The organism is Micromonospora sp. SYSU B005 (assembly GCF_055362685.1).
The window spans coordinates 133,865-160,749 of sequence record NZ_JAXCFU010000012.1; the positions used below are offsets into that span (position 1 = coordinate 133,865).

The window sequence follows — 26,885 nt, forward strand, 5'->3', positions numbered from 1 at the left end:
GTGGCGCGTGACCGGCACGCCACAGCGGCAACCGGACGACGGGCCGCGGCCGGAGTCGCTGGCCGACCTGCTCGGCGGCCGGCGCGGGGCGGTGGACGCGACCCTTCCGCCACTGGCGTTCGGGCTCGGCTGGGTGCTCGGCGGTCTCGGCGGCGGCGTGCTCGCGGCGGTGCTGACCGGCACGGCGGTGGCCGGCTGGCGGTGGCGGCGCGGCGACCGTCCCCGCTCGGTGCTGGTCGGTCTGCTCGCGGTCTGCGTGGCAGCGCTCATCGCGTTGCGCACCGGCCGGGCCGCCGACTTCTTCCTGCTCCAGATCGCCGCCAACACGGCGAGCGCGCTGGCCTGGGCGGTGAGCATCGTGGTGCGGTGGCCGCTGCTGGGTGTGGTGGTCGGCACGGCGCTGGGCCAGCGGACCCGGTGGCGGCGCGACCCGGCGCTGCTGCGGGCGTACGGCCGGGCCAGCTGGGTGTGGGCGGCCACCTACGTGCTGCGGGTCGCGGTGTTCGTGCCGCTGTGGCTGTACGGGCACGTGGTCGCGCTCACAGTGGCGCGGGCGGCGCTGACCTGGCCGCTGATCGCGTCGGCGCTTGCGGGCAGTTGGGTGGTGATCCGGCGCTCGCTGCCGGCCTGGCATCCGGGGCTGCGGCACCCGGTGGACCCGGCGGGCACCGACGGTGTGGCGGCGCGCACAGAATAATGGAGAGGCCGCCACGGGGGGAGCGGCCTCTCCGTCAAATACGTTACTCCGTCCACGGCCCGGATGTGATCCCGTGGACCGCTGATTTTTCCGTGCCTTTTCGCGCCATGGGTCGTCGCCGGGCGGAGTGGTGGGCCGGCCGGTCCGCTGCGTCGGCCGGACGGCCGGCCCACCCGGCCTGACCGTGGGCGTCAGGCCGTTCGCCGACCCGGCCGCTCCGTTCCCCCATCGGCCGGGTCGGCCTCCTCCGCGGGCGGGTTCGCACCCGCCCGCGGAGGAGGGGTCACCTCACCCTTGCGGGAAGTAGGTGCCGTAGTCGGCGTACGCCATGGCGATGTCCGCCTGCGCCCAGAACCGGTGGTAGTTGAAGACCGGCTCGGGACCGCCGTCCAGGTACGCCTGCACCTTCGGCCAGTCCGGGTCGTTCTTGTAGAACGAGCGGATGTCCAGGAAGCTCTTGCCCGGGGCGATCGCGTCGCCGTTGGGCATCTTCCCGGTCCAGCCGTTGGGGACGTAGAGACCCTGGCCGTCGGCGGCGTTGTAGACGTCGTCGAAGCGCTTGTAGTCGCCGCGCTTCTCCGGCGTCGAGACGCCCTTGCTGTCGGCGGACGCCGAGAGCGCGTCCAGCAGGCCCTTGGCGGTGTCCTTCGCCGCGGTGTTGCCGGACTTGGCCGCGTACGCGATGAGCGTGCGGGCGTAGGCGCCGGCGACGCCGACGTCCTGACCCTTGACCGTCACCTCGACGTGCAGGTTGGTGTTCGGCTGCGGGCTGCTCGGGTTCCAGTTCGCCGGCTGGCCGGTCCACTTCATGTCCGACGGGATCGACCAGTTGGTGCCGACCGTGGTGTTCGCGATGGCCCACGGCACCCACTTGTCCAGCAGCGCCTTGGCCTTCGCGTTGCCGGTCTCCAGGTACAGCTCGGCGATGCGCTGCATCGACCAGGCCTGCATGCCGAACCACTGGTTCGACGGCGGGTCGTTGTAGACCGGGTCGACGTCGTAGTACATGCCGTAGAAGGTGGCGGTGCCGGCCGGCGGCTGGGCGTAGCTGCCGTCCCAGCTGTTGGTGGCGCCACCGGCGATGCCGCCCTCGGCGGACTGGAGCCAGGTGTAGAACTCCAGCTGCCGGTCGAGGCTCTTCTGCCAGTCGGAGACCGCGGTCGGCGACTTCGGCTTCAGCTCCGCGACGTTGGTCATGGCCCAGGCCGCGAACGGGTTCTGGTAGCCGAAGTGGCTGTGGCTGGAGCCGATCCGCCACGACCAGTTCTGCGAGGCGTCGTACGCGCCACCCCAGGCGTAGTACCAGGAGAGCAGGTAGTGCGCCGAGTCACGGCCGCTGCCGGCCGGGCAGGTGGACGCCCCGACGCAGTTGCCGATCTTCTTGAAGTACTTGTCGAACAGCGCGTAGCGCAGGTAGTCGCCCATCTTGGCGGCCTTCGCCACGGTGGCCGCCACGTCGGCCTGCTTGCCCTGTGCCTTGGCCCAGGTCAGCGCCCAGTAGGCGGCCTGGACGGCACGCGCGTCGGCGTCCGGGGCGTTCGTGTACTTCCACTGCTTGGCCGGGGCGCTGGACTCCTTGACGAACAGGTCCAGGTAGCCGTTCGGGCCGCCGTGCTTGAACGTGTCGCAGGACGGCTGCGGCACGGTCTCCCACACCGACTCCTGGGTGCCCCGCTGGAAGGTGTTGATGTACGCGGGCCGGGTGGTGCCGTCGCCGCAGCGGCCGAAGCCGTAGGTGTTGTCCACGTCGAGCAGCCAGTGCATGCCGTAGATGTCACCGGTGCCGTAGGTGGACTGCAGTTCCGAGCGCAGCGGGTCCTGGCCGACCGGGACGTTGGCCTCCAGCGCCGACGGGTACTGGCTGGGCAGGTTGTGCTCGGCGGCGTACTGCGGGGTGCCGGGCGAGCCGGCGGTGGCCTGGTCGGCGTGCGACGGGATGATGTACTTCTCCATGACCGTCCAGGCGTTGTTGAACGGGGCCCAGTTCTGGGTGACCCGGCCGTACTGCGCCTCCAGCCAGAGCCAGAAGCTGAACGCCTCCGAGGTGGTCTCGTGCCCGTGGTCGGGCGCCTCGACGATCAGCGTCTCGATCGAGTGGTACGGCACGCCCTCGGGGCTGAAGTAACCCGAGTTCTTGATCTTGCCGTACTGGTCGAGGAACTTCTTGATGTAGGCGTTGTCGCCGCCCGGGGTGTCGTTGTCCGCCTCGGTGGCGACGACGGAGATCGGGGCGTAGCCGGTGGCCGACGCGGTGATCGTCGCGGTGCCGCCGACCGTGTCGGAGTCCTCCGCGGCGGAGACGGTGGCGGTGACGCCGGTGCTCCAGTTGCTCGACGTGAGCGTCAGTGTGGACGGCGAGACCGTGATGTCGCTGTCACCGGTGACGGCGAGGGTCACCGGCACGTTGGCCGTGGGCGCCGCGCTGAGCGTGTACCGGACCGTGGCGCTGCCGCCCTCGGCCACGGTGACCGCCGACGGGCTGGCGACCAGCTTCGGCCCGCTCGCCGCGGTGACGGTGAACGACTTCTCCGAGACGGCGCTGCCGCCCGCGTTGTCGTACGCCTTGGCCTGCACCGTGTAGCTGCCCGCCGGCAGGTCGAGCAGGTCGTAGCCGTACGGCGCGGTGGTGTCGGTGTTTACCAGCAGGCCGTTGCGGTAGAACTCGACCTTGCTGATGGTGCCGTCGCTGTCGCTCGCGGTCGCGGTCAGCGGGACGTCCGCCGGCGCCTCGAACGGGCCGGACGGCACGCTCAGGGAGACCGTCGGCGGCTGGTTGGTCTGCGCGCCGTTGCACGCGACCCCGTTGAGCGTGAACGCGGTGGGCTTCGGGTTGCTGCCGCTGTAGCTGCCGTTGAAGCCGATGCTGGTGGACGCGCCGGTGGGCAGGCTGCCGTTCCACGACTCGTTCGTCGCGGTGACCTCGCTGCCGGACTGGCTCCACTTGGCCGACCAGCCCTGGGTCACGCGCTGGCTGCTGTTCGGGAAGGCGAACTTCAGCGACCAGTTGTTCAGCGCGTCGCCCAGGTTCTTGATGGTGACGGTAGCGGTGAACCCGTTGTTCCAGTCGCTCGTCGCATAGGTCACGTCGCAGGCGGGCGCGGCCTGGGCGGCGCCCGCGGGCAGGGCCACCCCGCCTATGACGAGGGCGGTGGCGGCGACCATCGCCGTACGGCGACGTCTGGCCAGAAGTCTCATGTGGGCGGTGTCTCCTCGGACCGGGCCGGGACCGTGGGCCCCGGCGGGGCGCCTCCACGCGTCGCCGGGGCGTACGCGGGGGGACGGAGGCGTCCGGAAAGGTGGTCGTCCCGGCCGTGCCGGGGATCGGGGCGCCGCACCGGTTGTTCACCGGGTGCCCTCGGCGGCCCGCGCTCGCGTTCACTGGCTCCGCGTGGCGTGACGAGAGTGTGACATGGAAGCGCTCCCACCACAACGGCCAGCGCAGATACGCGCTTCCATGTTTCGATCTCGTTTAGGGGCTTTTCCAAACCCGTGACGGGCGTTACAGTCGCAGCATCGCCGATGGGAGCGCTTCCATCGACGGTGATACAAGTACTGGATCGCCGGGTGCACCCGTGCCCGGCGCGTCGGCCCAGAGGCCGACGGCGGACCAGCCCGGACGCCGCCGCCGGCCGTCACCCGCCAGACGGAGGGAGGTGGAACCAGAGCCACTCGCGTGGCCCGGCTCCCGCGCGACGCGCACGACGGACGCCAATTCCACTTCGTGCGTGTGTGCACCATCGGTGGGGACGGGGGTTGCCCTCCCCCGTCCCCACACTAAACCCCCGTTGTCGACGGCAAAAGAGGCCGACGGGACAGGCGTGACACGCCACCCGGACGGCCTTTCTCGCTATCCACCCCACCCCTCGCCGCTCACGCCGCCGCGAGCGACGTTCCCGAGCGACGCCCCCGCCCACCCACTTTCCGGCCGCCCGCCGGCCGCGCCGCACCTCGCCGCGACCGCCGGATCGGGGCCGGCCGCTCCCTGGCTATCATGGGAGCGCTCCCGGCCCAGGGCGGCCCGTCACTCCGAGGAGAAACCTCATGTCGTTACTCACCCGACGGCGCCTGCTCCGCCGCGCCGCTCTGTCCGCGACCGCGGCCGGCGCGGCCCGGACCGGGCTCGCCGGCGCCACCGCGGCCGGGATCGCCGCGTCGACAGTCGCGCTCGGCGGCTGCGACAGCCCGCCCGAGCGCACCACCGACCCGGAGCCGGACCGCGGGCTGCGCTTCCCCGACGGCTTCGCCTGGGGCGCGGCGACCTCGGCGTACCAGATCGAGGGGGCCGCCAAGGAGGACGGGCGGGGTGAGTCCGTCTGGGACACCTTCAGCCACACGCCGGGCCGGATCCGCAACGGCGACACCGGCGACGTCGCGGCCGACCACTACCACCGGTACGCGCAGGATCTGGACCTGATGCGCGATCTGGGACTGCGCAGCTACCGGTTCTCCATCTCCTGGCCACGCATCCAGGCCGACGGCTCCGGCCGCCCCAACCAGCGCGGCCTCGACTTCTACCGCCGGCTGGTGGACGGGCTGCACGAGCGCGACATCGCGCCGATGGCCACGCTGTTCCACTGGGATCTCCCCCAGGCGCTGCAGGACACCGGCGGCTGGGAGAACCGGGACACCGCCGAGCGCTTCGCCGAGTACGCCGACGTGGTGTTCCGCGCCCTCGGCGACCGGGTGCCGGTCTGGCTGACCGTCAACGAGCCGAAGACGGTGGTGCAGAACGGCTACATCTGGGGCCACCACGCGCCGGGCATCCGCGACGAGGACGCGGCGTACCTCGTCGCCCACCACCTCCAGCTCGCCCACGGCCTCGCCGTGCAGGCGCTGCGTGCCTCCGGTCTCACCGGCCGGATCGGCCCGGCGCTCAACCTGCACCCCTGCTACCCGGCCGACGACTCCGCCGAGTCGGCCGCCGCGACCCGGCTCCACGACGGCTACGAGAACCGCCTCTACCTCGACTCGATCTTCAAGGGGGCGTACCCGCAGGACGTCCTGGACGACCTCGGCCCGGACAGCCGGATGGTCCGCGGCGTCCGCGACGGCGACCTGAAGATCATCTCCAGCCCGGTCGACCTGCTCGCCGTGCAGTACTACACGCCGCTCTACGTCACCGGCACCCGCGACACGGTCCGCAAGTGGCCCACCTCCGAGGCGGAGTGGCAGCAGATCTACCCGGAGGGCATGTACGACATCCTGACCCGGGTCACCCGCGACTACGGCCGGGTGCCGATCACCATCACCGAGAACGGCCTGCCCTGCCCCGACGTGCCCGGCCCGGACGGCACCGTCGACGACGCCGGGCGGGTCGCCTTCCTGCGCGACCACTTCGCCGCCGCCCACCGGGCCGTCGGCGACGGGGTGCCGCTGGAGAGCTACCACGTCTGGTCGCTGCTGGACAACTTCGAGTGGGCCGAGGGGTACGAGCAGCGCTGGGGCCTGGTCTACGTGGACTACGCGAGCCAGCGGCGGGTGCTCAAGCGCAGCGCCCACTGGTACCGCGACGTGATCCGCCGCAACGGCCTGTGACCGGCGTGCGTCCGGCCGGCGGCGTGCCGGCCGGACGCACGCGCCGGCTGCGGATCAGCGCGGCAGCGCCTGCTGGAGTTCGGCGCGCAGCGCCGGGGTGAGCATCTCGCCCGCCTGCTTGGCCAGCCGCGCCATCTCGTAGCCGACCACGCCGATGTCCGCGTCCGCCCCGGCCAGCGTGGCCAGGATCGAGCCGTCCCGGATCTGCATGACCAGGAAGTAGCCGCGCCCCATCTCGACCACCGTCTGCTTGACGACGTCACCGTCGAACATCTGGGCCGCACCGGCGGTGATGCTCATCAGGCCGGAGGTCACCGCGGCGAGCTTGTCCGCGTGGTCGCGCGGCAGGTGCGCCGAGATCGCCACCAGGAGCCCGTCGGAGGACACCACCACCGCGTGCGCCACCCCGGGAACGCGCTCCGCGAACGCGTTCACCAGCCAGCTCAGGTCGCGTGCCTCCTGGCTCAACGTCGTCACTGTCGTCGTCCTCCTTCATCGCGCGGCAGGTACATCTCGGTGGTCTCCTCGGCCTCGGCCCGCCGTACCCCGCTGTAGAGACGCGACAGCATGCCACCGACCGCCTCCGGGTCCGGCTCGTGCCGCACCACCGGACGGTCGGCCGGGGCGGCCGAGGTGAGCTGGGCCATCGGCACGCGTACCGGCAGGCCCCGCTCGTTCGTCCCTCCGGTCACCGGCGTCGCCGCCGGCGCCGGCGTCACACCCAGCGCGGACGAGGCCGGGCCCTGCCGGCTGAACCACCCGCCGGCCGCCGCGCCGGCGTCCGGGGTCAGCACGTCCTCGGCCCGTCCCGGGCGGGGACGCGGCGCGGGCACCGGCGCGGCGGCCGGCGGCGGGGTGGCCGCGGCGTCGGTGCCGTCGCCCAGCGGCCGGCCGGTCAGCGGGGACACCGGCAGCGCGGCGGGCCGGCCCGGCGCCGGACGCCAGCCGGCCACCGGCAGTTCGGCGGTGGCCGCGGCGAGCGCGCCGGACGCGGCGACCGGACCGGTGAGCATCTGCGGCTCCGGCCCGCGCACGAGCCGGCCCGGCGCCGGCTGGCCCGCCTCCGGCGCGGGCGCCTCGGCCAGCAGCTCGACCGGGATCCGCACCCGCGCCACCAGGCCCTCCCGGCCGGCGCTCAACCGCACCCGTACGCCGTGCCGGGCGCTGAGGTGGCTCACCACGAACAGGCCCATCCGCTCCGAGGCCGACACGTCGGCGGCTGGTGGCTCGGCGAGGACCGCGTTCGCCTCGGCCAGCGCCGACGGGCTCATGCCCAGCCCTTCGTCGACGATCTGCACGAGCGCGCCCCGGCCGTCCGGCTCGACCACCACCCGCACCGCGGTGTCCGGGCGGGAGAAGGCGGTGGCGTTCTCCAGCAGCTCCGCGAACAGGTGCACCAGGTCGCCGACCGCGTGCCCGACGACGTGCAGGTCGGTCCGGTTCTCGTGGCGTACCCGCTGGTACTGCTCGATCTCCGCGCTCGCGGCCAGCAGCACCGCGCCCAGGCCCACCGGACGGTTCCACCGCCGGGTCGACTCGGTGCCGGCGAGCACCAGCAGGCTCTCGTCGTTACGGCGCATGCGGGCGGCGAGGTGGTCGAGCTTGAACAGGTTCTCCAGCTGGTCCGGGTCGCTCTCCTCGCGTTCGAGATCGTCGAGCAGCTCCAGCTGCCGCTCGACGAGCACCTGGCTGCGCCGGGCCAGGTTGACGAACATGGCGTTGACGTTGCGCCGCATCATCGCCTGTTCGACGGCGACGTCGACGGCGCTGCGGTGCACCGCCACGAACGCCTCCGCCAGCTCGCCGATCTCGTCCTGCGAGTCGATCACCGCGGGCGGTACGTCGATCGTGCCGATCGGCCGGTCCACAGTGCGCAGCCGTTGCAGTGTCAACGGCAGGTCCACCTGCGCGATCCGCAGCGCCTGGCCGCGCAGCTGCCGCATGCCGCGCGCCACCGACCGGCCGACCAGCAGCGAGATCAGCACCGCGGACAGGAGCACCGTGGCGATCGCGCCGGCCACCAGCAGCGTGTCGCGCAGCTGGCGGGCGCTGGCGTCGTCGGCCTGGCGTACCGCGTCGGCGACGATGTCGCTCTCCAACTGGCGGAACAGTTCCTGCCGCTGCTCGCTGGCCGCCCACCACTGGGTCGCGTCGAGCAGGGCCGGCTTCGCGTCGCCGCCGCCGGGCAGCGTGCGCTCCTCCATCCGGGTGGCCGCGACGAACGCCGGGTCGACCGAGGTGCGGTCGTAGCGGCGGATCTGGTCGGCGGTCGCCGCGACCCGGAACGCGCCCAGCGCGGTGAGCTGCTGGGCCCGCAGGTCGCTGAGCGTCACCGGGTCGTCGGCCTCGTACCGGCCGGACCGGGCGGCAGCGTAGAGCTCCGCGCGGATGCGCGAGGAGAGCTCCTTGACCCGGGATATCTGCACGTACCGCAGCACCGCCTCGGTCAGCTCCTGCCGGCCGCTGCCGGGCGTCGGCTCGGCCAGCAGGTTCAGCAGCGCCGCGACGGACCTGTGGTAGTTGCTCAGCACGGTGTCGCTGGACAGCACGGCAGGCGCCACCGCCGCGCGGATGTTCACCACCTGGTCGTACGCCTCGAGTGCCTCGGAGTAGGAGACCCGCCAGGCGGCGTCGGCGTCGGCCAGCGGCGCGGCCGCGTCCCGCAGCTCGGCCACCGCGCGGTCGGCGGCCTCCTGAAGGGGCCGGAGTGCGGCGACAGCGGCGTCCCGGTCGGCGCCGGTGCCGGCGCGGCGCAGCGCGGCCAGTTCACCGGCGGTGCGGTCCCGCTCGTGCTGGAGCCGGTCCACCGCGGTGGAGATCTGCCGGCCGATCCCGACCTGCTCGGCGAAGGCGCTCAGCGTGGTGGTCTGCCCGACCAGGCCCCGGGTCTGGATGCCGGCCAGGACCAGGAACGCCAGCGACGGGATCACCAGCACCGTGGCGAGCTTGGTGCCCATCCGCCAGTCCCGCAGCCGGAACCCGGAACGCCGCCGGTGCGGCTGAGGGGCCGCGCCGCGAACCGGGTCGGGACCTGCGCCCACGGTTGCCTCCTCGTCCCGCCCCACCACGTCGGGGAGCGGAGTCCATCCAATCAGGCCGTCGGTCGGTGTCAACGGCCGCCCGGACGGCATGACCAGGACGGTCAGCGCCTCGGGTGGACGGTCACGCGTGCGAGGCGGCCTCGTCCGTCCGGCCGATCCCGGCGATCTCGTCCGCCTCCGCGACCCGGCCCAGCGCGATGAGCGCGGCGCCGGTCGCGCCGATCTCCGGGTTGCGTTGCCAGCACACCCGGCGGGGCGCGAGCACGTCGAGGAACGCCCCGCGCCACCACGGCGAGGCGGTCAGCGCCCCACCGCCGAGGACCACCTCCATCGGCTCGCCGATACCGGCCTCCAGCAGCGTCAGGTCGTCGGCGACCAGCCGGCACAGGCCGCTCATCAGCCCGGCCAGGATGTCGACCGCTGTGGTGCCGAAGCTCAGCCCGTGCAGCTCCCCCGAGCCCGCCGGGGCGGTGCCCGGTGGCCGGTCGCCGCCGAAGCGGGGATTGGCGCGTACCGAGGCGGCGGACCGGTCCAGCGCCATCTCCAGCTCCCGGCCCTCCGGCAGCCGCAGCTCGCGCGCCGCCCAGGCGAACAGGTTGCCGCCGCTGGAGTACGCCGCGCCGGTGACCACGTGGTTGTGGTCGACCCGGTACCGCCAGAGCTGCTCCGGCAGCGGCGGCGGCGCCGCGCCCGCCGGCACCGCCTGGATCATGCGGACCGCCGCCGAGGTGCCGACCGTCACCGCCGCGCGGGTCGGGTCGACGCAGCCCGAGCCGACGTTCGCGGCCGCGCCGTCGCCGACCGGCGGCGCCCACCGCGCGCCGGCCAGCTGCGGCCAGCGCCGCGCGTACGCCGCGTTCAGCCGGCCGTGCCAGCCGTCCGGGGCCAGCCGCAGCATCTGATCCGGACGTACGCCGGCCAGCTCGCACGCCTCCGGATCCCAGTCCAGGCGCCGCAGGTCGAGCAGCCCGGTGCCGGAGGCCAGCGAGATGGACATCGGCGCCTCGTCGAGCAGCGTGCCGAGCGCGTACTCGGTGAGCCCGGTGAAGCGGGCGGCCCCGTCGGCGCGCTCGCGCAGCCAGGGCAGCCGCACCGACCAGTAGCAGCGGTGCCACCACGTGCCGGTACGCCGGTGGAAGTCGTCCGGGTCGGCCGGCCCGGTCGCACCGGGAAGCGGCTCCGGCCGGGTGTCCAGCCAGGTCAGCACCGGCCCCGACGGTGTACCGTCGGCGGCCAGCGGCAGCACCGAGTGCCACTGCGCGGAGGTCGCCACGAGGTCGACGTCCCGCAGGTGCCCACCGGCGGCCAGCTCGTCCACGCACTCGATCAGGCACGCCAGGTAGGCCGGGCCGTCGAGCGTCCCGCTGCCGTCGTCGCCGGTGACCAGGGGCACCCGCCGCCGGGCCAGCGCGCCCGGGCGCGGCACCGCGTCCGCGTCGAGCACCAGGCCGCGCACCGAGGAGGTGCCCAGGTCCAGAGCGAGAATGTCCATCGCCGGTCAACCTACCCGGCGGGACCGGCGGCCACGCCAAGATCCGTACCCGGTGCCGCGCGATCGGGTTCCCCGGCTCCCGCCGGTCGCGTACAGTGACCGTCATGCCCGCGCACCTGTCCTGCTGGTGGCCCGCCGACCCGGCGGCCCATCCCCGCGCGTAGCTTCCCCACGCGGCCGCCCGACGAGGCGGCCGCCGGTCTCTCCCGGCATCCCGGGTCGCCTTCACCGGCGGCCACCGGCCCACCGAGGAGACCCGATGACCCGCCCGTCCGACCCGATCGCCGCCGTCGCCGCCGGCCGCGACCCCGGCCCGTTCGCGCTCGTCCGCCGCGAGGGCACCGACCACGTCGACCTGTTCACCGGCCCGGTACGCACCGCCGGCCTGCTCGCCGACCTGCCGCTGCCCGAGCACGGCGCCGGTCCGCACACGCTGGCCCTGGTGCCGTTCCGGCAGGTCACCGAACGCGGATTCGAGTGCGTCGACGACGGGTTGCCGCTGGAGTTCCTGACGGTGCAGGAGCACCGGCGGATACCGCTGGCCGACCTGCTCGACGACCTGCCCGACGCCGAGGTACGCACCCGCGACGCCGGCTTCGACATCGCCGACGACGAGTACGCGGCGATCGTGGAACGCGTGCTTGCCGACGAGATCGGCCGGGGCGAGGGCGCGAACTTCGTCATCCACCGCACCATGCGCGCCACGGTGCAGGGCGACCCGCTGGCGGCGGGCCTGGCCGCGCTGCGCCGGCTGCTGCTGCGCGAGCGGGGCGCGTACTGGACGTTCCTGGTGCACACCGGCACCCGGATCCTGGTCGGCGCCAGCCCCGAGCGGCACGTCAGCGTCGCCGACGGACTGGTCGAGATGAACCCGATCAGCGGCACCTTCCGGCACCGGGGCGAGACCGTCGATCGGGCTGAGCTGCTGCGCTTCCTGCACGAGGAGAAGGAGGTGGAGGAGTTGTACATGGTGCTGGACGAGGAGCTGAAGATGATGGCGGTGGTCGCCGAGCGCGGCGGCCAGGTGGTCGGGCCGTACCTGAAGGAGATGGCGCACCTGGCGCACACCGAGTACCTGCTGGCCGGGCGCTGCTCCCGGGACGTGCGCGACGTGCTGCGGGAGACCATGTTCGCGCCGACCGTCACCGGCAGCCCGATGGAGAACGCCTGCCGGGTGATCGCCCGGCACGAGCGCGCCGGCCGGCGCTACTACGCCGGGGTGCTCGCGCTGCTGGGCCGCGACGAGCAGGGCCGGCAGACGCTGGACGCGCCGATCCTGATCCGTACCGCCGAGATCTCACCCGAGGGCGCGCTGCGCGTGCCGGTCGGCGCCACGCTGGTCCGGCACTCCACCACCGCCGGGGAGGTCGCCGAGACGCACACCAAGGCCGCCGGGGTGCTTGCCGCGCTCGGCCTCGGCCCGGACGCGCCGCACTCGGCCACCGAACCGGCTGTCCGGTACGCCGACGACCCCGAGGTACGCGCCGCGCTGGCCGCCCGCAACGCCCCGCTGGCCCGGTTCTGGCTGGAGCAGCGGGAACCGGGGGCGCTCGCGCTACGAGGGCTGGCCGGGCGCCGGGCGCTGATCGTCGACGGCGAGGACACGTTCACCGGCATGCTGGCCCACCAGCTCGGCGCGCTGGGCCTGGCGGTGACCCGGCGGGACTGGCCGGACCCGGGGCCGCTGGACGGCTACGACCTGGTGGTGGTCGGCCCCGGCCCGGGTGACCCGCGGGACGCGACCGCGCCGAAGATGGTGGCGCTGCGTGCGCTGCTGACCGAGCTGCTCGCGTCCGGCCGGCCGACGCTCGCGGTGTGCCTGGGCCACCAGTTGCTCGCCGGGCTGCTGGGCCTGCCGCTGCACCGCCGGGACGCGCCGTACCAGGGGTTGCCGCGGGACGTGCCGGTGTTCGGGACGACGCGGCGGGTCGGGTTCTACGCCAGCTTCACCGCCCGCGCCGCCGCCGACCGGGTCGCCGGACCGTACGGCCCGGTCGAGGTGTCCCGGGATCCGGCCGACGGCGCGGTGCACGCGCTGCGCGGCGCGGGCTTCGCCGGGGTGCAGTTCCACCCGGAGTCGGTGCTGAGCCAGGACGGCACGCGGGTCCTGGCGGACCTGCTCGGGCACCTGCTCGACCGGCCGGCGCTGAGCGCGCATGGAGCGGCCGATCGCGGGTAGGGCACTGGCGACCGGTGGTCCGGGCGGGTTCGAGAGCCCCCGCCCGGCCACCGGTCGCCAGTCGGGTCAGCCGGCCATGCCCCGCTTCAGCGCGGCGCCCATGAGCACGGCCCGCTTGGCGGTCAGCGCGGTGGCGGCCAGTGCCACGTGGTCCGGGGCGACCTCGCCGTTGTTGCTCGTGTGCGAGGCGCCGTACGGGTTGCCGGCGACGAACTGGCTCGGGTCGGTGTAGCCGGGGGTCACCACGATGCCGCCCCAGTGGTAGAAGACCGTGTACAGCGACAGCAGCGTCGCCTCCTGGCCGCCGTGCGACGTGGCGGTCGAGGTGAACCCGCTGTAGACCTTGTCGGCGAGCGCGCCGGCCGCCCAGAGCGGGCCGGTGGTGTCGATGAACTGCTTGAGCTGGGCGGCGATCATGCCGTACCGGGTCGGCGAACCCATGATGATCACGTCGGCCCAGGACAGGTCGTCCGGCTGCGCCTCCATCACGTCCTGGGTCTCCAGCCGGTGTGCCTGCCAGCCGGAGTTGGAGCGGATCGCCTCGTCGGGCGCCAGCTCACGTACCTTGCGCAGACGCACCTCGGCGCCGGCCTCCCCCGCCGCCTCGACAGCCGCCTGCGCCATCTGGTAGGTGATGCCGGTCGCGCTGTAATAGATCACCGCGACCTTGACCTGGCCATCCATCAGACGTTCCCTCCTCGTTTCGGGTCAGCTCCGGCGACTACCCGTTACTTGTTCCGTCAAACTCCGGGCGTGGCATGCTCTCCGGGTGGAGATCCGCACCGCCACGCCCGCCGACTGGCCGCTCATCTGGCCGTTCCTGCGCGAGATCGTCGCGGCCGGCGAGACGTACACCTGGCCCCGCGACGTCACGGAGGAGCAGGCCCGCAGGCTCTGGATGCCGCCGGCGCCGGCGCGGACGGTGGTCGCGGCGGCGCCGGACGGCGCGGTGCTCGGCTCGGCCAAGCTGGCGCCGAACCAGGGCGGTCCCGGCGACCACGTGGCGAACGCCTCGTTCATGGTCGCCCCGGCCGCCGCCGGGCGCGGCGTCGGCCGGGCGCTGGCGGCGTACGTGCTCGACGCGGCCCGGGCCGACGGCTACCGGGCCATGCAGTTCAACGCCGTGGTGGCGACGAACACCCGGGCCGTCGAGCTGTGGCGGTCGCTGGGCTTCGAGGTGATCGGCCGGGTGCCGGAGGGCTTCCGGCACCCCACCCGGGGGTACGTCGATCTGCTGGTCATGCACCGGCGCCTGGACTGAGCGTGGCTCAAGATTTGCGCAAGTTCCGCCGGCAATCGCTGTCCCGGTCCAGCTCACACGGGATGCTGATCGGACCGGCGCCGGCCGCAGCGGCCGCCCCCGCGCCGGGAACCTGAACGGGGGATCGCGCTGATGTCGGCAGCGCCGCCGGCGCAGCGCGATCAGGGGCGGCACTGTCGTACCCCGGGCCTACGCTGACGCCCGTGACCGTACGCCTCAACCGCGCCGAGGCGCTCGCGCTACGCATGACCGGCCTGCTGTTGCGCCCGCACCCCGCCGCCCGCCCGCGGGGCGTCGCCGACGTGGTCGAGTGGTTCGGCGCCATGCAGGCGCAGGACGCGGCGAGCGGGTTGTGGTCGCTCGGCGTACGCCTTCCCGGCGCCACCCAGGACGACGTCCGCGCGGCGCTGGAGCGGCGCGAGGCCCTGCGCACCTGGCCGATGCGCGGCACCGTGCATCTGGTCCCGGCACGCGACGCACGGTGGATGCTGGACCTGACCGGGGTGCGGACGCTGGCCGGCATCGCCGGGCGGTGGCGGCAGCTCGGGCTGACCGTCGCCGACGGCGAACGGGCCGGCGAGGTGCTGGGTGCGGCGCTGGCCGGCGGTGGCCGGCTCTCCCGCGCCGCGTGCGTGGCGGCGCTGCGCGCCGCCGGGCTGGCCACCGACGGTCAGCGCGGCTACCACCTGCTCTGGTACGCCAGCCAGCGCGGCGTCACCTGCATCGCGCCGCACGTCGGCACCGAGCAGACGTTCGCCCTGCTCGACGAGTGGGCGCCCGAACCGCGCCGCCCGGAGCGCGACGAGGCGCTGGCGCTGCTGGCGCACCGCTACGTGCGCGGCCACGGCCCGGTGAGCCGGCACGAGCTGGCGCGGTGGACCGGCCTGACCGTCACCGACGCGACCCGGGCGATCACGCTGGCCGGTGACCTGCTCGCCCCGGTCGAGGTCGACGGCGAGCCCGCGGTGGTCGACGCCGCGCTGCTCGACGCGCCCCGCGCGCCGGTCGACGACCTGCACACGCTGCCCGGCTTCGACGAATACCTGCTCGGCTTCAAGGACCGCTCGCTGATGCTCGACCCGGCGCACGCCGCCGCTGTGGTCCCCGGCAACAACGGGGTGTTCCGGTCGACTGTGGTGCGGGGCGGGCGCGTGGCCGGCACCTGGACGCGGACGATCGGCGCGAAGGCGGTCACGGTGAAGGTGCAGCAGCTCGTGCCGTTCGACGCCGCGCTGCGCTCCCGGGTCGATGCCGCCCTGACCACGTACGCCCGCTTCCTGGGCCTGGAGTTGCGCCACTCGTGGTGAGCGGAGGGCTCCCGCCGTACCTCTCCTCTTCTTCTCTGGTGCTGCGCGGCTTCCCTCTTGCTCCCCCGCGCCCGTGTCGGGTGGAACGCCATGGGTGTCAAAACCGCGCCGAGGCACCCATGGCGTTCCACTCACCGGTTCGGCCGGGCGGCGAGGGAAGGGAGAGCAGAGCGTGGCAAGGCCGAAGGGCCGGCGGCGTGCACCACCGGCCCTTCGCACGCATCCAGGGATCAGTCGGCGAGCGCTCCGGCCGACCGGCCCTCGTGCAGCGTCAGGTTGCGGCCGCTGCCCGGGTCGAACAGGTGGATCTTCTCCAGGTTGAACCAGACCCGGCGCGACTCGCCCTCGCGTACCGGCGACTCCGCCGACAGCCGGGTGACCAGGTTCGACCCGGCGCCGGCGAAGTCCGCGGCACCCGTGTCGGCGGCCAACTCCTCCAGCTCGGCGGCGGTGGCCCGCTCCCCCTCGACGGTGAAGTAGACGTACTTGTCCGAGCCCATCGACTCGACGATGTCCACAGGCGCCTCGAACTCCATGCCCCGGCGACGGGTCTCGTCGTCGATCAGCGCCGCGTCCTCGAAGTGCTCCGGGCGGATGCCCAGGATCAGCTCGCGGGGCGCGTCGCCGCCTTCCAGCTCGCGGCGGATCCGGTCGCCGACCGGCACGTCACCGAGCGCGGTCCGCAGCCGGCCGTCCTCCACGACGGCGTGCACGAAGTTCATCGAGGGCGAGCCGATGAACCCGGCGACGAACAGGTTGCGCGGGTGGTCGTACAGCTCCTGCGGCGGCCCGACCTGCTGCACCGCGCCGCCCCGCATGATGACCACCCGATCGCCGAGCGTCATCGCCTCGGTCTGGTCGTGGGTGACGTAGACGGTGGTGGTGCCGAGCTGCTTCTGCAGCCGCGACACCACGGTGCGCATCTGCACCCGCAGCTTGGCGTCCAGGTTCGACAGCGGCTCGTCCATCAGGAACGCCTTGGGCTGGCGGACGATCGCCCGGCCCATCGCCACCCGCTGCCGCTGGCCGCCGGACAGGTTGGCCGGCTTGCGGTCCAGCAGCGCGGTCAGCTCCAGCACCTTCGCCGCCTCGTCGACCTTCTGGTTGATGGTCTCCTTGTCCATCTTCGCCAGCCGCAGCGGGAACGCCATGTTCTCCCGCACCGTCATGTTCGGGTAGAGCGCGTACGACTGGAAGACCATCGCGATGTCGCGGTCCCGGGGTGCCTTGTCGTTGACCCGCTCGCCGCCGATGCGCAGCTCACCGGAGCTGATGTCCTCCAGCCCGGCGATCATGTTGAGGGTGGTGGACTTCCCGCAGCCGGACGGGCCGACCAGGATGACGAACTCGCCGTCGGCGATCTCCAGGTCGACGTCCTGTACGGCGGTGGTCCCGTCCGGGAACCGCTTGCTCACCTTGTCCAGCACGATGTCGGCCATTGCTACCACCTATCCCTTGACTGCGCCGGAGGTCAGACCGGAGACGATGCGGCGCTGGAAGAAGAGCACGAACAGGATGATCGGCACGGTGATCACCACGGCGGCGGCGCAGATCGCCCCGGTGGGGTCCTCGAACTGCGACTCGCCGGTGAAGAACTGCAGCGCCACCGGGACCGTGCGGGACCGCTCGGTCGAGGTGAGCGTGATCGCGAACAGGAAGTCGTTCCAGCAGAAGATGAAGACCAGGATGGCCGTGGTGAACACGCCGGGCGCGGCCAGCGGCGCGATCACCCGCCGGAACGCCTGCCCCTGGGTGGCGCCGTCCATCTTCGCCGCCTTCTCCAGGTCCCACGGGATCTGCTTGAAGAACGCCGACAGCGTGTAGATCGCCAGCGGCAGCGCGAACGTGATGTACGGCAGGATCAGTCCGGGCCAGGTGTCGAACAGCCCGAGCTGCCGCTCGATCTCGAACAGCGGCGACACCAGCGACACCTGCGGGAACATCGCGATCAGCAGGGAGACGCCGACCAGCAGCTTCTTGCCGGGGAAGTCGAGCCGGGAGATCGCGTACGCGGCCATCGTCCCGAGCACCACGGCGATCGCGGTGGCGATCAGCGCGATGCCGATGGAGTTGACCAGGGCGCGGACGAACTGGTCGGTGTCGAAGATGGTGCGGTAGTTGTCCAGCGTCCACTCGCGCGGCCAGAACTTGCCGTCGGTGAGCGTGGCCGGGGTCTTGAACGACAGCGAGGCGATCCAGAGCACGGGGACCAGCGCGAAGACGACGACCACGACGTCCAGCAGGCCCCAGCGCACCTTCGCCCGCGTGGTGGTTTCCACTGCCATGTCAGCGCCTCTCCCCATCGTCGCTGCCCGGGGCAGCGGTGCCGAACAGCTTCACGAACACGAAGGCGATGATCGCCACGGTGATGAAGATCAGCACCGACATCGTGGAGCCGATGCCGAGGTTCAGGCCCCGGATCAGGTTGTTGTAGGCGAGCATCGACACCGACGACGTCTCGTTGCCGCCGTTGGTGAGCACGAAGATGTTGTCGAAGACCCGGAACGCGTCGAGCGTGCGGAACAGCAGCGCGACCAGGATGGCCGGCTTCATCACCGGCAGCATCACCTTGGTGAACCGCTGCCAGGCCGTCGCGCCGTCGGTGGAGGCCGCCTTGAGCAGGTCCTCCGGCACCAGCGCCAGCCCGGCCATGAGCAGCAGCGCCATGAACGGGGTGGTCTTCCAGATCTCCGCCAGCATGATGATCGCCAGCGAGCTGGCCCGCTCGGTGAGCGGGGCGCTGCCGTCGAACAGGTTCGCCAGGTAGCCGGTGCCGGGCGTCCAGGCGTACCGCCAGGAGAACGCGGCGACCACAGTGACGATGCCGTACGGGATCAGCGCGGCGGTGCGGACGATGCCGCGGCCGACGAGCGTCCGGTGCATGATCAGCGCCAGGCCCATGCCGAGCACCAGCTCGACCGCGACGGTGACCACGGTGATCAGCGCGGTCACCCCGAACGCGGTCCACCAGAAGTCGTTCGTCAGCACGGTGACGTAGTTCTCCAGGCCGACGAACTGCCGCTCGTCGGGGAAGCGCAGGTCGAAGCGCTGCAGTGACAGCCAGACCGAGTACAGGATCGGGTACGCGGTGACCAGCACCATGACCAGCGCGGCCGGCGCGCACAGCAGCAGGCCGAGGCGCCGCTCGGCGCGCTTGTTGTCACTCAGCGGGGCGCGGGAGCCGCGCCGGGACCGCTGTTCCGGTACGGCGGCGTGCCGTCCGCCGGGCTGCTCGGCATCGGCCTCGGCGGCGGCCTGCGCGCCGGCCGGGGTGGCGTTCACGCTCATGGCAGAACCCCCTTGGACTCCAGCGCGTCGGAGATCGCCTTGCGCAGCTCGTCGGCGGTCTGCTCGGGCCGGATCGCCGACGGCGGCGACAGGATCGCCGACATCACCGTGGAGATGCTCTGGTAGGCAGGGGTCAGCGGGCGCACCGCCGGCTCCTTCAGCTCCTCCAGGATGGTCTCCTTCATCGGGTACGCCTCGGTCATCTCCGGGTCGTCGTAGACGGCCTCGATGGTCGGCGGCACACCGTCGTTGACGGCGGAGAACTTCTGGTTCTCGGCGTTGCGCAGGCAGCGTGCCACCTCGAACGCCTCCTCCGGGTGCTTCGAGTACGTGCTGACCGCCAGGTTGACCCCGCCGATGGTGACCTTGCTGGGGGTGCCCGGGTCGATGCCCGGCACCCGGGCCCACTTCACGTTCTTCGCCAGGTCGGGGTTGGCCTCCTGGAGCGCCGGATAGACGAACGGCCAGTTCACCTGGAACGCGCCCTTGCCGGACTGGAACTCCAGCCGCACCGGGTCCTCCAGCGCGTTGCTGAACGACGGCGAGGTCACGCCCGACGTGGCGAACTTCTGGAGCTGGTCGAGCGCGCGGACCGCGCCGGCGTCCATCTCCGCCTTCTTGCCGTCGTCGCTGAGGATCTTGCCGCCGGCGCTCTCGGCGAGCGTGTTGTAGAGCACCACCAGGCCCTCGTACTGGGCGCCCATGGTCAGCACCTGGTACGGCTTACCCTGCTCCTTGAGCTGCTGGGCGGCCGAGATCATCTCGTCCCAGGTCTTCGGCGGCTGCGACACCAGGTCGGACCGGTACCAGAGCAGCTGCACGTTGGTGTTCTTGGGCGCGGCGTAGAGCTTGTCCTCGTACCGGGCGGTGTCCAGCGGGCCGGCCAGCGTGCCCTGCTCGACCTCGGCCTTGTCCTGGCCGGTCCACTCCCGGATCCACTTCGCGCTGGCGAACTCCTGGGTCCACGTGACGTCCAGGCCGAGCACGTCCATCCCGCTGTCCTGCGCGGCGAGCCGCCGCACCATCTGCACCCGCTGCTCGTCGGCCTCGCGCGGCAGCACCCGGTAGTCGATCCGGTACCGCCCCTGTGCCTGCGTGTTGCAGGTGTCGACGACCTTCTGCAGGTTCTGCTCCGGCGGGTAGTACAGGTTGATCGTGGGGACGCCGCCGTCGCCGCCGGATCCGCAGGCGGCCAGCGGGGCCACCAACGCCAGCGCGGCGGCTGCCGCCGCCGCGCGTCCGGCCGGCCGCCGTGCGGCCGTGTCGGGGACTGTCGTCATCACCCTCCCCCTCTCATCGGCGAAGAACCGGGGGGTGACCCGTGCCCCGGCGCACGGCGAGACGACCGGGGCATCGGCCCGATCGCCCGACGCCCCGGGCGTGTCGTGCGGCTGAACGTGCCCGACCTGCGACGGAGCGAAACATCACGGACATGTGACGGCGCCCGCGCGCCGCTCACCATCAGCGTTTTACGCGTTGTACGCTCTCCCTGTGCTGGAACGCGAGTACGCGTGGACCGACGCCGGCAAGGTGAGTGCCGCCCGCCACGACGTCTCTGAGCAGGAGGCGATCGAGGCGCTCTACTCACCCCAACGAATCGAGAACCACATCGGGAGCCTGCTGCTCGCCGTAGCCGGTCTGGCGGACTCCGCCCGGGTGATCATGGTGCTCTGCGAACGGATCGGGAAGGTCGACAGCTACGGGATCCTGGCCGTTCGGCCGGCCACTCCCGATGAGGTCAAACAGTGGATGGAGGGAACGCGATGAGCGCTGACCGCGATCCGCGGACGATGAGCCGTGAGGAGTTGGTGGCCTACTTCGACCGGGGCGGCGACATCTCGGAGCTCCTGAGGGAAGCGACCCGGGGACCTGATCTCGGACCCGCGCCTGCGCCGGAGATCGTGCCGATGGTGGTGACCGGCGTCAGACTTCCCTCGACGATCGTCCGGCGGCTCGACGAACTGGCCGGCAACGACAAGGGCGGGCGTTCCGGTCTGATCCGCAGGGCGATCGACGAATACCTGGCTCGGCACACCGGCGAGGCGGCCTGACGGCCGTCCCACTCAGTGAGCAGGGAGGCTACCCAGCGTCAGCCGGCTCGACTAGCGTTTCCCTAGCTCCGTAGCCGGCGCGTCGCCGTCGACGCCGATGCGCCTCCGGCCGTCCCCCATCGCCCGCCCGATCGGTTGGTTCTGACGGGAAGTGCCGTGCGCGCGTTCCCCGGTTGGGCAGGATTCCCCCCGAGGAGGTGCCGTCGTGCAGGACACCCGCGCTCTCGCCCTGACGTTCGAGGTGAGCGGCCTGCCCCCGGTCAAGACCGAGGCCCTGTCCATCTTCGCCGCCGGGCACCGGCAGGCGACGAGGGTCCGCACCCTGCTCCAGGCCGCCTGCACGGCGGCCCAGCGCACCGGGTGGACCCCGCTGACCGGTCCGGTCGAGGTGGACCTGACCCTGCGCTGTCCCCCCGGGCACCGCACCTCCGACGCCAGCACGCTGCTGGGCGGCGTGTGCGCGGTGCTCCAGGACAAGAAGCGGGTCTCCTCCATCGGTCTCGCCCACCTCGGGGTGCTGGTCGACGTCGCGCTCTGGTCCGACGACCGGCAGATCCGCCGGCTGTCGTACGTCGAGGAGCCGGCGGAGGAGTTCTCGTATCTGGTCCGGGTGTCGGCCGTACCGACGATGGTTTGACCGACGTCCGCGGTGGGGTACCGCGGACGCCGACGAAGGGAGTGCCGATGTCGGAGCCACATGTCACGCTCGACCCGAGCGGGCTCGATCCGGTGCAGCAGAAGCTGCGCGGCCCGCTGGAGGATCAGCTGACGTCGGCCCTGCAGGCGGCCGCCGACCGGGTCCGCGCCGGCTACGCCGGCGAGCCGGTGGAGGACGTCTGCCGTCGGTTGCTCGACGAGACCCGCTCCGGCCTGCACCCGGACATCGCGGCCGGCTTCCAGCCGGACATGGACGAGTTCTGCCGGGTGGCGGTGGCGATCGTGCGGGGCGAGCTGACCTGAGCCCCGGGCTACCCCGGAATTGAGTACGCGTACCGATGGCGGGTCCGCCCGGGGCGGCGAGAATTCTCCCCGTGCGAACTCGAATCATGATCGTTCTTGCCGTGCTCGGACTGACCGGGCTGATGGCGACCACCGGTTGCTCCCTGCGGCAGAGCATCTGCGGCAGCGACGAGTACCCGGTGATCGCGGTCGGTCCGCAGGGCGGTAGTTCCTGCGTGCCGGACGGCCAGGAGCCGTCCCCGCCGTACGTGCGCTACCCGGAGGGCAAGGTGCCGAAGTACGTCGACGACGAGTGGGACGTCTACTGGCGCACCCACGGCATCGACGAGGACAACAGGGTCATCGACCGCTGACGCGGGCCCGCGTCAGCTTCGCCGAACGTCGACCGAGACGACGTGCGTGCCGTCCGGGCGGTCGGCCTCCCCCAGCCGCACCGGTAGCCGGCCGCCGTCGGGCGGTCGCAGGCCGAGCCCGAAGCTGAGGTGGCCCTCGTAGTCGCCGGCCACCGCCCATCCGCGCAGCGTCGGGAAGCGGATCGCCGCCGGTGGCAGGTCCGCCGTCCCGCCGCCGCGGGCGTCGTGCGCCTGGGCCGGGTCGAACCGCACCGACAGGTACGCGGTGCCGGGCAGCGTGACCGGTGCCCCGCGGCCCTCGGTCACCACCTGCGGCACGTAGGCGACCTCGTAGGACGGTGTGGGTCCGCGGAAGGCGAACGTGATCCGGCTGAACCCCTCCACCGGGTGGTCGCCGACGTCGATCGCCACCAGGACGGGCAGCGGTTCCCCGGGCGGCGGGGCGACCGGCACCCGTACCCGATGGGCCACCCGGACCGGGCCGCCGGGCACCGCCCAGCCCCAGGTGGCGTGCCATGACCCGGCGACCGGCTCGGCCTCGGTGGGCACCGGCGGGGTGGGCGTGGCCTCCGGCGTCCCGGTGGCGGCCGGCGCGGACGCCGCCGCGACCGTCGGGGTGGGCGCCGTGGACGCGCCGTCGTGGCCGGTCGCCGTGCAGGCCGCCGCGAGCAGCACGACCAGGCCGGCGAGCAGCGGTACGCGCTGAGGAGTCATGACTCAGTGTCGCTCCGTGACCGGCTCACGCACCAGAGGCGTCCCACCCCGATTCCGCGCCGGTCTCGACGTCAGGCGGCGCGCGGGTCGAATCGCTGCCCGGCCGCCTCGCGGACGGACACGTGGCCCACCGCGGCCAGTTCGGCGGCGTAGTCGCTCACCAGCGTCGGCAGCCGGTAGTCGCCGTGCCGGTCCCGCTGCGCCAGGTGCGCGTCGACCAGATCGTCCAGGGCGCGGTGCACCCGCTGCGGGGAGACACCGAGCTGATCCGCAGCGGTGTGCACCGGCGTGCCCGGCCGCGCGGCGAGCAGTTCGAGCATCCGGCCGGCCAGTTCGTCGTCGGAGCGGACCACCGCCACGCCGGTGGCGAGGCTCGCCCGTACCGACAGGTCCTCGTAGGCCAGCAGGTCCAGCCGGCCCCGCCCGTCGCCGAGCTCGGCGACGAGGGTGGACACCGACGCGCCGGACCGCCGGCTCAGCCGGGCCCCGGCGATGCGCAGGGCGAGCAGCGAGCCACCGCAGATCCGCACCAGGTCGGCGGTGGCCGCCGGCTCGGCGGCCAGCCGCTCCGGGCCGGCGAGCGTGGCCAGCAGGTCGCGGGCCTGCGCGCTCCCGACCGGGCGCAGCGCCACCCGGCGTACGCCGTCCAGGCTGCCGAGGTGCCGCTGAGCCACGGTGATCAGCGCCGGGCCGGGACCGGCGGGCAGGAGCGGACGCACCTGCGCCGCCCGGGTGACCCCGTCGACGACGAGCAGCACCCGGCGGCCGGCCACCAGCGAGCGGAGCCAGCCGGCCCGCTCGTCGGTCCTCTCGGGGACGTCCGCGGCCGGCACGCCGAGCGCGCGCAGCACCCGGGCCAGCACCTCCCCCGCCGTCACCGCGGTCCGGTACCCGAGGTCCACGAAGACCTGCCCGTCGGGGAACAGGGCGGAAACGGCATGCCCGGCGCGTACCGCGAGGGTGGTCTTGCCGCTGCCCGGGGCGCCGGTGACGACCACCGCGGCCGAGGTCTCGGCGGTCACCGCCGCCACCACGTCAGCGGTCTCCCCGGTACGTGCGACGTAGGTGAGCGGGTCCGCCGGCAGCTCCCGTGGCACCACCCAGCCGACGGCGGGACGGAGATCCGCGACCGGCGCCGAGGCGGTCACGACAGCGCCTTGCGGCTCGACGTACGACAGCTCCGGCGCGCGGTCCAGCATCGCCCGGTGCAGTCGGGCCAGTTCCGCGCCGGGTTCGAGGCCGAGCTGCTCGTCGAGGACGGCCCGGGCGTCCCGGTAGACGGTGAGCGCGGCCGGCACGTCCCCACAGCGGTAGAGGGCGAGCATCAGGTGCTCCCAGGCCCGTTCCCGCAGCGGATGCGCGGCCAGGTGCGCGCGCAGGTCGGCAAGGAGGTGGGCGTGTTCACCGGCGGCCAGCCGCGCCTCGGCAAGTTCCTCGAAGACCTGGAGCCGCTGCTCGTCGAGGGCGGCCCACCTGTTGTCCAGCGCGGTGCCCCGGGGCAGGCCGTCGCCGGCCGGGCCCCGCCACCAGGACAGGGCCGAAGTGAGCGTGTCGATCGCGCCGGCCGGGTCGGCCGACGCGAGCAGTGACCGCCCCTCCCCCGCCAGCCGCTGGAACTCGGTCACGTCCAGCTCGTGCGGCGCCAGCCGCAGCTCGTACGCCTGCGGCCGGGCGACCAGCCGGTCGCCCACCGTGCGCCGCAGGCCGGCGGCGTGGGTACGGAGGTTGGCGGTGGCGGACGTCGGCGGGTGGTCGGACCAGACCATCCGGGCCAGCCGTGGCAGGGAGACCGAGTGGTTCGCCTCGATCGCCAGCCCGGCCAGGACGGCCCGTCTTTTCGCCGCGCCGGGCGTGACGGTCTCGCCGTCGACGCACAGCTCCACTGTGCCCAGAAGCCGAATCTGAAGTTCCATCGCGCCGCTCCCCGTAAACCCTAGACGCGCAGCCCACGCTAGGGGTGCGGATCGCGGCCAACAAGGGTCGAACCGGACAATTAAGCGTGATGAATGTCAATGTGGTTGGCGGTGTGTCGAGGTAACAGAAATACCGCTGAGGACGCTTCAGGTTGATCACGCCGGGTGACGGGAGGCAGAGGCCGTCCGTTCCGGTCACGGAGGTCTCGAGCCCGTCGCGGTACCGGCATCCCCGCAGCGTACATACCGCCCGCCTGGCGCGCCTCAGCACCGCGCACAGGTCGCGCCGACGCAGATCGGGGAACCGGGGCGACGTCGGCTCGGCTGCCTCGACAGGCGGCCCCCCCTCCGCGAGCCGTCACTCACAGGTTCAACCACTCCCAGTCGGCCGGGATCCGCATCGACATGAACCCCTGCACATCCGGGGTCTGTCCCATCGCCCAGACAGAGTTGTGGCCCTCCTCGCGGACCAGGACACCCTCGTCGCCGTACCACCTCATTCGCGGGCCTTCCGGCTTGGGCCAGTAGACGTGCGGTGGAATGACAAGGGGTTTGAACAAGTCGGACAGGGAGCGGTAGCGCGCCTCATCCAGGTAGCCGTAGACGGTGTGCACCGATTCGCTGAACATGCTTTCACCGATGACGGCTTCGAGCAAAAACGCGGAGAGTGGTTGACCGTAGTCACGCCAGCGAGCCGCAGAACCGCTATGGGCGTCCTTCCACTTCATCTCGGAATCCAGGCCGCCGTCACAGGGAAAAGCCCATAGCACACTTCCCTGATTCTCTTCGCGAATTACCAGGATGTCGGGACCGTCCAGGTAGAACTCGTCAGGTCTCAACATCGGGTCCTGCAGCCGCAAGGCGTCCTGTCTATTTCCCAACAAACCGTGGAAATCCCGGAGGAGGGGTGGGATCGAGAATCCGAGAGCGCGCTCGGTAGCCTCCAACTCAGCAGCCGAGACGCCATCGCCGGCCTCGACCCCACCCATCCACTCATCCATGAAGGCGCGGCACAACCCCAGCGTCCGCTGGGGATCCCATGAACCGGTGGTGACGGCCTTCATGAAGCTCACCCTTGCGTCAACTCGGCTTTCGAGGGTTCGGGTTGGATCCCCATGTCACGGACTTTGGGCACCCCGGACCTGAGGAGCGAAGCGACCGCAGAGCCGCGATTCGGGTGCCGTGATCCTCTCAGTACGGCATCGCCTCACGAACGAGCCTCTTCTGAAAAGCAATCGTTTCCACGCACCTGGCATTCGCCCGCTCAGCCTCCTCAGTCCACTCCGGCACTTCCTCTCGATCGAGAAGACCTTCGTAACAAAAGGAAAGAACGCCGTACAGGACTTCGCCGGTGAGGCCGTCGGGTGCGTCGGCACACGCCAGCAGAGCCGACATCATGTGCGAGGTACCGGGCTCCTCCGCCAGATCCAGCACATCCTCGTACTCGTCGAGCACCTCGTCGGAGAGCTCGATCTTGTCTCGACCGGCGGCCACTGCTTCGCGCCCGGCCGCCATACCTCGATCCAGGTAGCCGCGAACTTCTTCTACCTCGATCTGACCCATTGCATTACGGGTCCACTCCATCGCCGTCATTGCAAGAGCGAGCCTTTGCGGAGGCTGAATATTCTGCAGTTCACCCCGCAGCGGCTGCATCTCACGATCCCAGAGTAGCACCTGGTCCTCCAGTTTCTATAGCCAAGTTACGCAAATCCGAACCACACGGCGGGCAATTTCGACCCGACTGGAGACGGCGCCGGTTGATGACATGACACGCTTCATTTACCAGGCTGCACGGCCACTGCGGGCATGGCACCAATCATACCGAACCCGACAACGAGCTGCTCACCTGCACACCGACACCCCGCGGACCTTCTTTGCGCAGCACACGACTGGTCGTCGGCGCCCGCCGGCGAAAGGCGTGAGACCCGCGCGCCAGCCGTCGCCTCCCTGAATGTGGGAGGCGACGGCTGGGACGGGTCTAGCCAGAGTTGTCAACTACAGAGGTTGAAAGGCCAAGGTTCGAGTTATCTCGGTGGCTCGGGTTCGAGGGTCATGCCGGTGCTGGCGAAGAAGCCGGCGAGGAGATCGGTCTGT

Annotated in this window: 23 protein-coding genes; 10 read left to right on the top strand and 13 right to left on the bottom strand. The window is 72.2% G+C overall.

Going from position 1 to position 26,885, the window contains the following annotated elements; translation table 11 throughout:
- The first annotated feature begins 7 nt into the window (after positions 1 to 7).
- Positions 8 to 697, top strand: coding sequence for a DUF3159 domain-containing protein (locus SM452_RS24235; RefSeq protein WP_402809100.1), 690 nt, complete (start codon positions 8 to 10; stop codon positions 695 to 697).
- A 288-nt stretch (positions 698 to 985) separates the two neighbouring features.
- Here SM452_RS24235 and SM452_RS24240 read toward each other — a convergent pair whose 3' ends face one another.
- A complete protein-coding gene (locus SM452_RS24240) occupies positions 986 to 3,883 on the bottom strand; it encodes a glycoside hydrolase family 48 protein (protein WP_355514825.1) in 2,898 nt (965 codons plus the stop codon).
- An 855-nt stretch (positions 3,884 to 4,738) separates the two neighbouring features.
- On the opposite strand from SM452_RS24240, the gene SM452_RS24245 reads away from it, so the two are divergent.
- Complete coding sequence (locus SM452_RS24245) at positions 4,739 to 6,232, top strand: GH1 family beta-glucosidase (protein WP_355514823.1); 1,494 nt, start codon at positions 4,739 to 4,741, stop codon at positions 6,230 to 6,232.
- Positions 6,233 to 6,286: 54 nt separating this feature from the next.
- Here SM452_RS24245 and SM452_RS24250 read toward each other — a convergent pair whose 3' ends face one another.
- From SM452_RS24250 to SM452_RS24260, 3 genes are all read right to left on the bottom strand, one after another.
- Positions 6,287 to 6,709, bottom strand: a complete 423-nt coding sequence (locus SM452_RS24250; RefSeq protein WP_013287300.1) for a roadblock/LC7 domain-containing protein — start codon at positions 6,707 to 6,709, stop codon at positions 6,287 to 6,289.
- On the bottom strand, positions 6,706 to 9,273 hold the full coding sequence (locus SM452_RS24255) for a sensor histidine kinase (RefSeq protein WP_355514138.1): 2,568 nt from the start codon (positions 9,271 to 9,273) through the stop codon (positions 6,706 to 6,708). Before SM452_RS24255 ends, SM452_RS24250 begins: the two co-directional genes overlap by 4 nt.
- Positions 9,274 to 9,394: 121 nt before the next feature.
- On the bottom strand, positions 9,395 to 10,765 hold the full coding sequence (locus SM452_RS24260) for an FGGY family carbohydrate kinase (RefSeq protein ID WP_355514135.1): 1,371 nt from the start codon (positions 10,763 to 10,765) through the stop codon (positions 9,395 to 9,397).
- Between the two features lie 259 nt (positions 10,766 to 11,024).
- Between SM452_RS24260 and SM452_RS24265 the strand changes: the two genes are divergently transcribed.
- On the top strand, positions 11,025 to 12,944 hold the full coding sequence (locus SM452_RS24265; RefSeq protein WP_355514132.1) for a chorismate-binding protein: 1,920 nt from the start codon (positions 11,025 to 11,027) through the stop codon (positions 12,942 to 12,944).
- Positions 12,945 to 13,010: 66 nt separating this feature from the next.
- Here SM452_RS24265 and wrbA read toward each other — a convergent pair whose 3' ends face one another.
- Positions 13,011 to 13,628 carry an NAD(P)H:quinone oxidoreductase gene (gene wrbA, locus SM452_RS24270; protein ID WP_120569050.1) on the bottom strand — a complete coding sequence of 206 codons (618 nt, stop codon included), beginning with the start codon at positions 13,626 to 13,628 and terminating at the stop codon, positions 13,011 to 13,013.
- 85 nt (positions 13,629 to 13,713) lie between these two features.
- On the opposite strand from wrbA, the gene SM452_RS24275 reads away from it, so the two are divergent.
- Positions 13,714 to 14,205 carry a GNAT family N-acetyltransferase gene (locus SM452_RS24275; RefSeq protein ID WP_262014313.1) on the top strand — a complete coding sequence of 164 codons (492 nt, stop codon included), beginning with the start codon at positions 13,714 to 13,716 and terminating at the stop codon, positions 14,203 to 14,205.
- A gap of 203 nt (positions 14,206 to 14,408) precedes the next feature.
- Positions 14,409 to 15,512: a winged helix DNA-binding domain-containing protein gene (locus SM452_RS24280; RefSeq protein ID WP_262014314.1), complete on the top strand. Its 1,104-nt coding sequence runs from the start codon at positions 14,409 to 14,411 to the stop codon at positions 15,510 to 15,512.
- A gap of 230 nt (positions 15,513 to 15,742) precedes the next feature.
- Here the strand turns inward: SM452_RS24280 and SM452_RS24285 are convergent, their stop codons facing one another.
- Genes SM452_RS24285 through SM452_RS24300 form a run of 4 tightly spaced genes read right to left on the bottom strand, consistent with a single transcriptional unit; the run spans position 15,743 to position 20,080 of the window.
- Positions 15,743 to 16,951, bottom strand: coding sequence for an ABC transporter ATP-binding protein (locus SM452_RS24285; protein ID WP_262014315.1), 1,209 nt, complete (start codon positions 16,949 to 16,951; stop codon positions 15,743 to 15,745).
- 9 nt (positions 16,952 to 16,960) lie between these two features.
- Positions 16,961 to 17,797 (bottom strand): carbohydrate ABC transporter permease, encoded by an 837-nt coding sequence (locus SM452_RS24290; protein WP_135241062.1) that lies wholly within the window; start codon positions 17,795 to 17,797, stop codon positions 16,961 to 16,963.
- Between the two features lies 1 nt (position 17,798).
- Positions 17,799 to 18,800: a carbohydrate ABC transporter permease gene (locus SM452_RS24295; protein WP_262014316.1), complete on the bottom strand. Its 1,002-nt coding sequence runs from the start codon at positions 18,798 to 18,800 to the stop codon at positions 17,799 to 17,801.
- On the bottom strand, positions 18,797 to 20,080 hold the full coding sequence (locus SM452_RS24300; protein ID WP_355509754.1) for an ABC transporter substrate-binding protein: 1,284 nt from the start codon (positions 20,078 to 20,080) through the stop codon (positions 18,797 to 18,799). The genes SM452_RS24295 and SM452_RS24300 overlap by 4 nt, the downstream gene beginning before the upstream one ends.
- 211 nt (positions 20,081 to 20,291) lie before the next feature.
- On the opposite strand from SM452_RS24300, the gene SM452_RS24305 reads away from it, so the two are divergent.
- The 5 genes from SM452_RS24305 (at position 20,292) to SM452_RS24325 (ending at position 22,164) form a co-directional block, all read left to right on the top strand.
- On the top strand, positions 20,292 to 20,567 hold the full coding sequence (locus tag SM452_RS24305) for a hypothetical protein (protein WP_463840774.1): 276 nt from the start codon (positions 20,292 to 20,294) through the stop codon (positions 20,565 to 20,567).
- A gap of 41 nt (positions 20,568 to 20,608) precedes the next feature.
- Positions 20,609 to 20,851 carry a ribbon-helix-helix protein, CopG family gene (locus SM452_RS24310; RefSeq protein ID WP_463840775.1) on the top strand — a complete coding sequence of 81 codons (243 nt, stop codon included), beginning with the start codon at positions 20,609 to 20,611 and terminating at the stop codon, positions 20,849 to 20,851.
- Between the two features lie 205 nt (positions 20,852 to 21,056).
- Complete coding sequence (locus tag SM452_RS24315) at positions 21,057 to 21,488, top strand: RusA family crossover junction endodeoxyribonuclease (protein ID WP_135241065.1); 432 nt, start codon at positions 21,057 to 21,059, stop codon at positions 21,486 to 21,488.
- Positions 21,489 to 21,535: 47 nt separating this feature from the next.
- Positions 21,536 to 21,811: a hypothetical protein gene (locus SM452_RS24320; protein WP_013287312.1), complete on the top strand. Its 276-nt coding sequence runs from the start codon at positions 21,536 to 21,538 to the stop codon at positions 21,809 to 21,811.
- 71 nt (positions 21,812 to 21,882) lie between these two features.
- Complete coding sequence (locus tag SM452_RS24325) at positions 21,883 to 22,164, top strand: SCO0607 family lipoprotein (RefSeq protein ID WP_262014320.1); 282 nt, start codon at positions 21,883 to 21,885, stop codon at positions 22,162 to 22,164.
- A gap of 12 nt (positions 22,165 to 22,176) precedes the next feature.
- Here the strand turns inward: SM452_RS24325 and SM452_RS24330 are convergent, their stop codons facing one another.
- The 4 genes from SM452_RS24330 to SM452_RS24345 all read right to left on the bottom strand — a co-directional run bounded on the left by SM452_RS24330 (position 22,177) and on the right by SM452_RS24345 (position 26,444).
- Positions 22,177 to 22,878: an AMIN-like domain-containing (lipo)protein gene (locus tag SM452_RS24330; RefSeq protein ID WP_355509747.1), complete on the bottom strand. Its 702-nt coding sequence runs from the start codon at positions 22,876 to 22,878 to the stop codon at positions 22,177 to 22,179.
- Between the two features lie 71 nt (positions 22,879 to 22,949).
- Complete coding sequence (locus tag SM452_RS24335; protein WP_355509744.1) at positions 22,950 to 24,791, bottom strand: AfsR/SARP family transcriptional regulator; 1,842 nt, start codon at positions 24,789 to 24,791, stop codon at positions 22,950 to 22,952.
- Between the two features lie 362 nt (positions 24,792 to 25,153).
- Positions 25,154 to 25,855 (bottom strand): hypothetical protein, encoded by a 702-nt coding sequence (locus SM452_RS24340; RefSeq protein ID WP_355509741.1) that lies wholly within the window; start codon positions 25,853 to 25,855, stop codon positions 25,154 to 25,156.
- A 127-nt stretch (positions 25,856 to 25,982) separates the two neighbouring features.
- On the bottom strand, positions 25,983 to 26,444 hold the full coding sequence (locus SM452_RS24345) for a hypothetical protein (protein ID WP_355509738.1): 462 nt from the start codon (positions 26,442 to 26,444) through the stop codon (positions 25,983 to 25,985).
- Between the last annotated feature and the right edge of the window lie 441 nt (positions 26,445 to 26,885).

Bases quoted from the DNA above. Each gene is read 5' to 3' on its own strand.
- SM452_RS24295 (WP_262014316.1), bottom strand. From the start codon at position 18,800: ATGAGCGTGAACGCCACCCCGGCCGGCGCGCAGGCCGCCGCCGAGGCC.
- SM452_RS24340 (WP_355509741.1), bottom strand. From the start codon at position 25,855: ATGAAGGCCGTCACCACCGGTTCATGGGATCCCCAGCGGACGCTGGGG.
- SM452_RS24300 (WP_355509754.1), bottom strand. From the start codon at position 20,080: ATGACGACAGTCCCCGACACGGCCGCACGGCGGCCGGCCGGACGCGCG.
- SM452_RS24285 (WP_262014315.1), bottom strand. From the start codon at position 16,951: ATGGCCGACATCGTGCTGGACAAGGTGAGCAAGCGGTTCCCGGACGGG.
- SM452_RS24345 (WP_355509738.1), bottom strand. From the start codon at position 26,444: ATGCAGCCGCTGCGGGGTGAACTGCAGAATATTCAGCCTCCGCAAAGG.
- SM452_RS24335 (WP_355509744.1), bottom strand. From the start codon at position 24,791: ATGGAACTTCAGATTCGGCTTCTGGGCACAGTGGAGCTGTGCGTCGAC.
- wrbA (WP_120569050.1), bottom strand. From the start codon at position 13,628: ATGGATGGCCAGGTCAAGGTCGCGGTGATCTATTACAGCGCGACCGGC.
- SM452_RS24260 (WP_355514135.1), bottom strand. From the start codon at position 10,765: ATGGACATTCTCGCTCTGGACCTGGGCACCTCCTCGGTGCGCGGCCTG.
- SM452_RS24320 (WP_013287312.1), top strand. From the start codon at position 21,536: ATGTCGGAGCCACATGTCACGCTCGACCCGAGCGGGCTCGATCCGGTG.
- SM452_RS24265 (WP_355514132.1), top strand. From the start codon at position 11,025: ATGACCCGCCCGTCCGACCCGATCGCCGCCGTCGCCGCCGGCCGCGAC.
- SM452_RS24245 (WP_355514823.1), top strand. From the start codon at position 4,739: ATGTCGTTACTCACCCGACGGCGCCTGCTCCGCCGCGCCGCTCTGTCC.
- SM452_RS24290 (WP_135241062.1), bottom strand. From the start codon at position 17,797: ATGGCAGTGGAAACCACCACGCGGGCGAAGGTGCGCTGGGGCCTGCTG.
- SM452_RS24330 (WP_355509747.1), bottom strand. From the start codon at position 22,878: ATGACTCCTCAGCGCGTACCGCTGCTCGCCGGCCTGGTCGTGCTGCTC.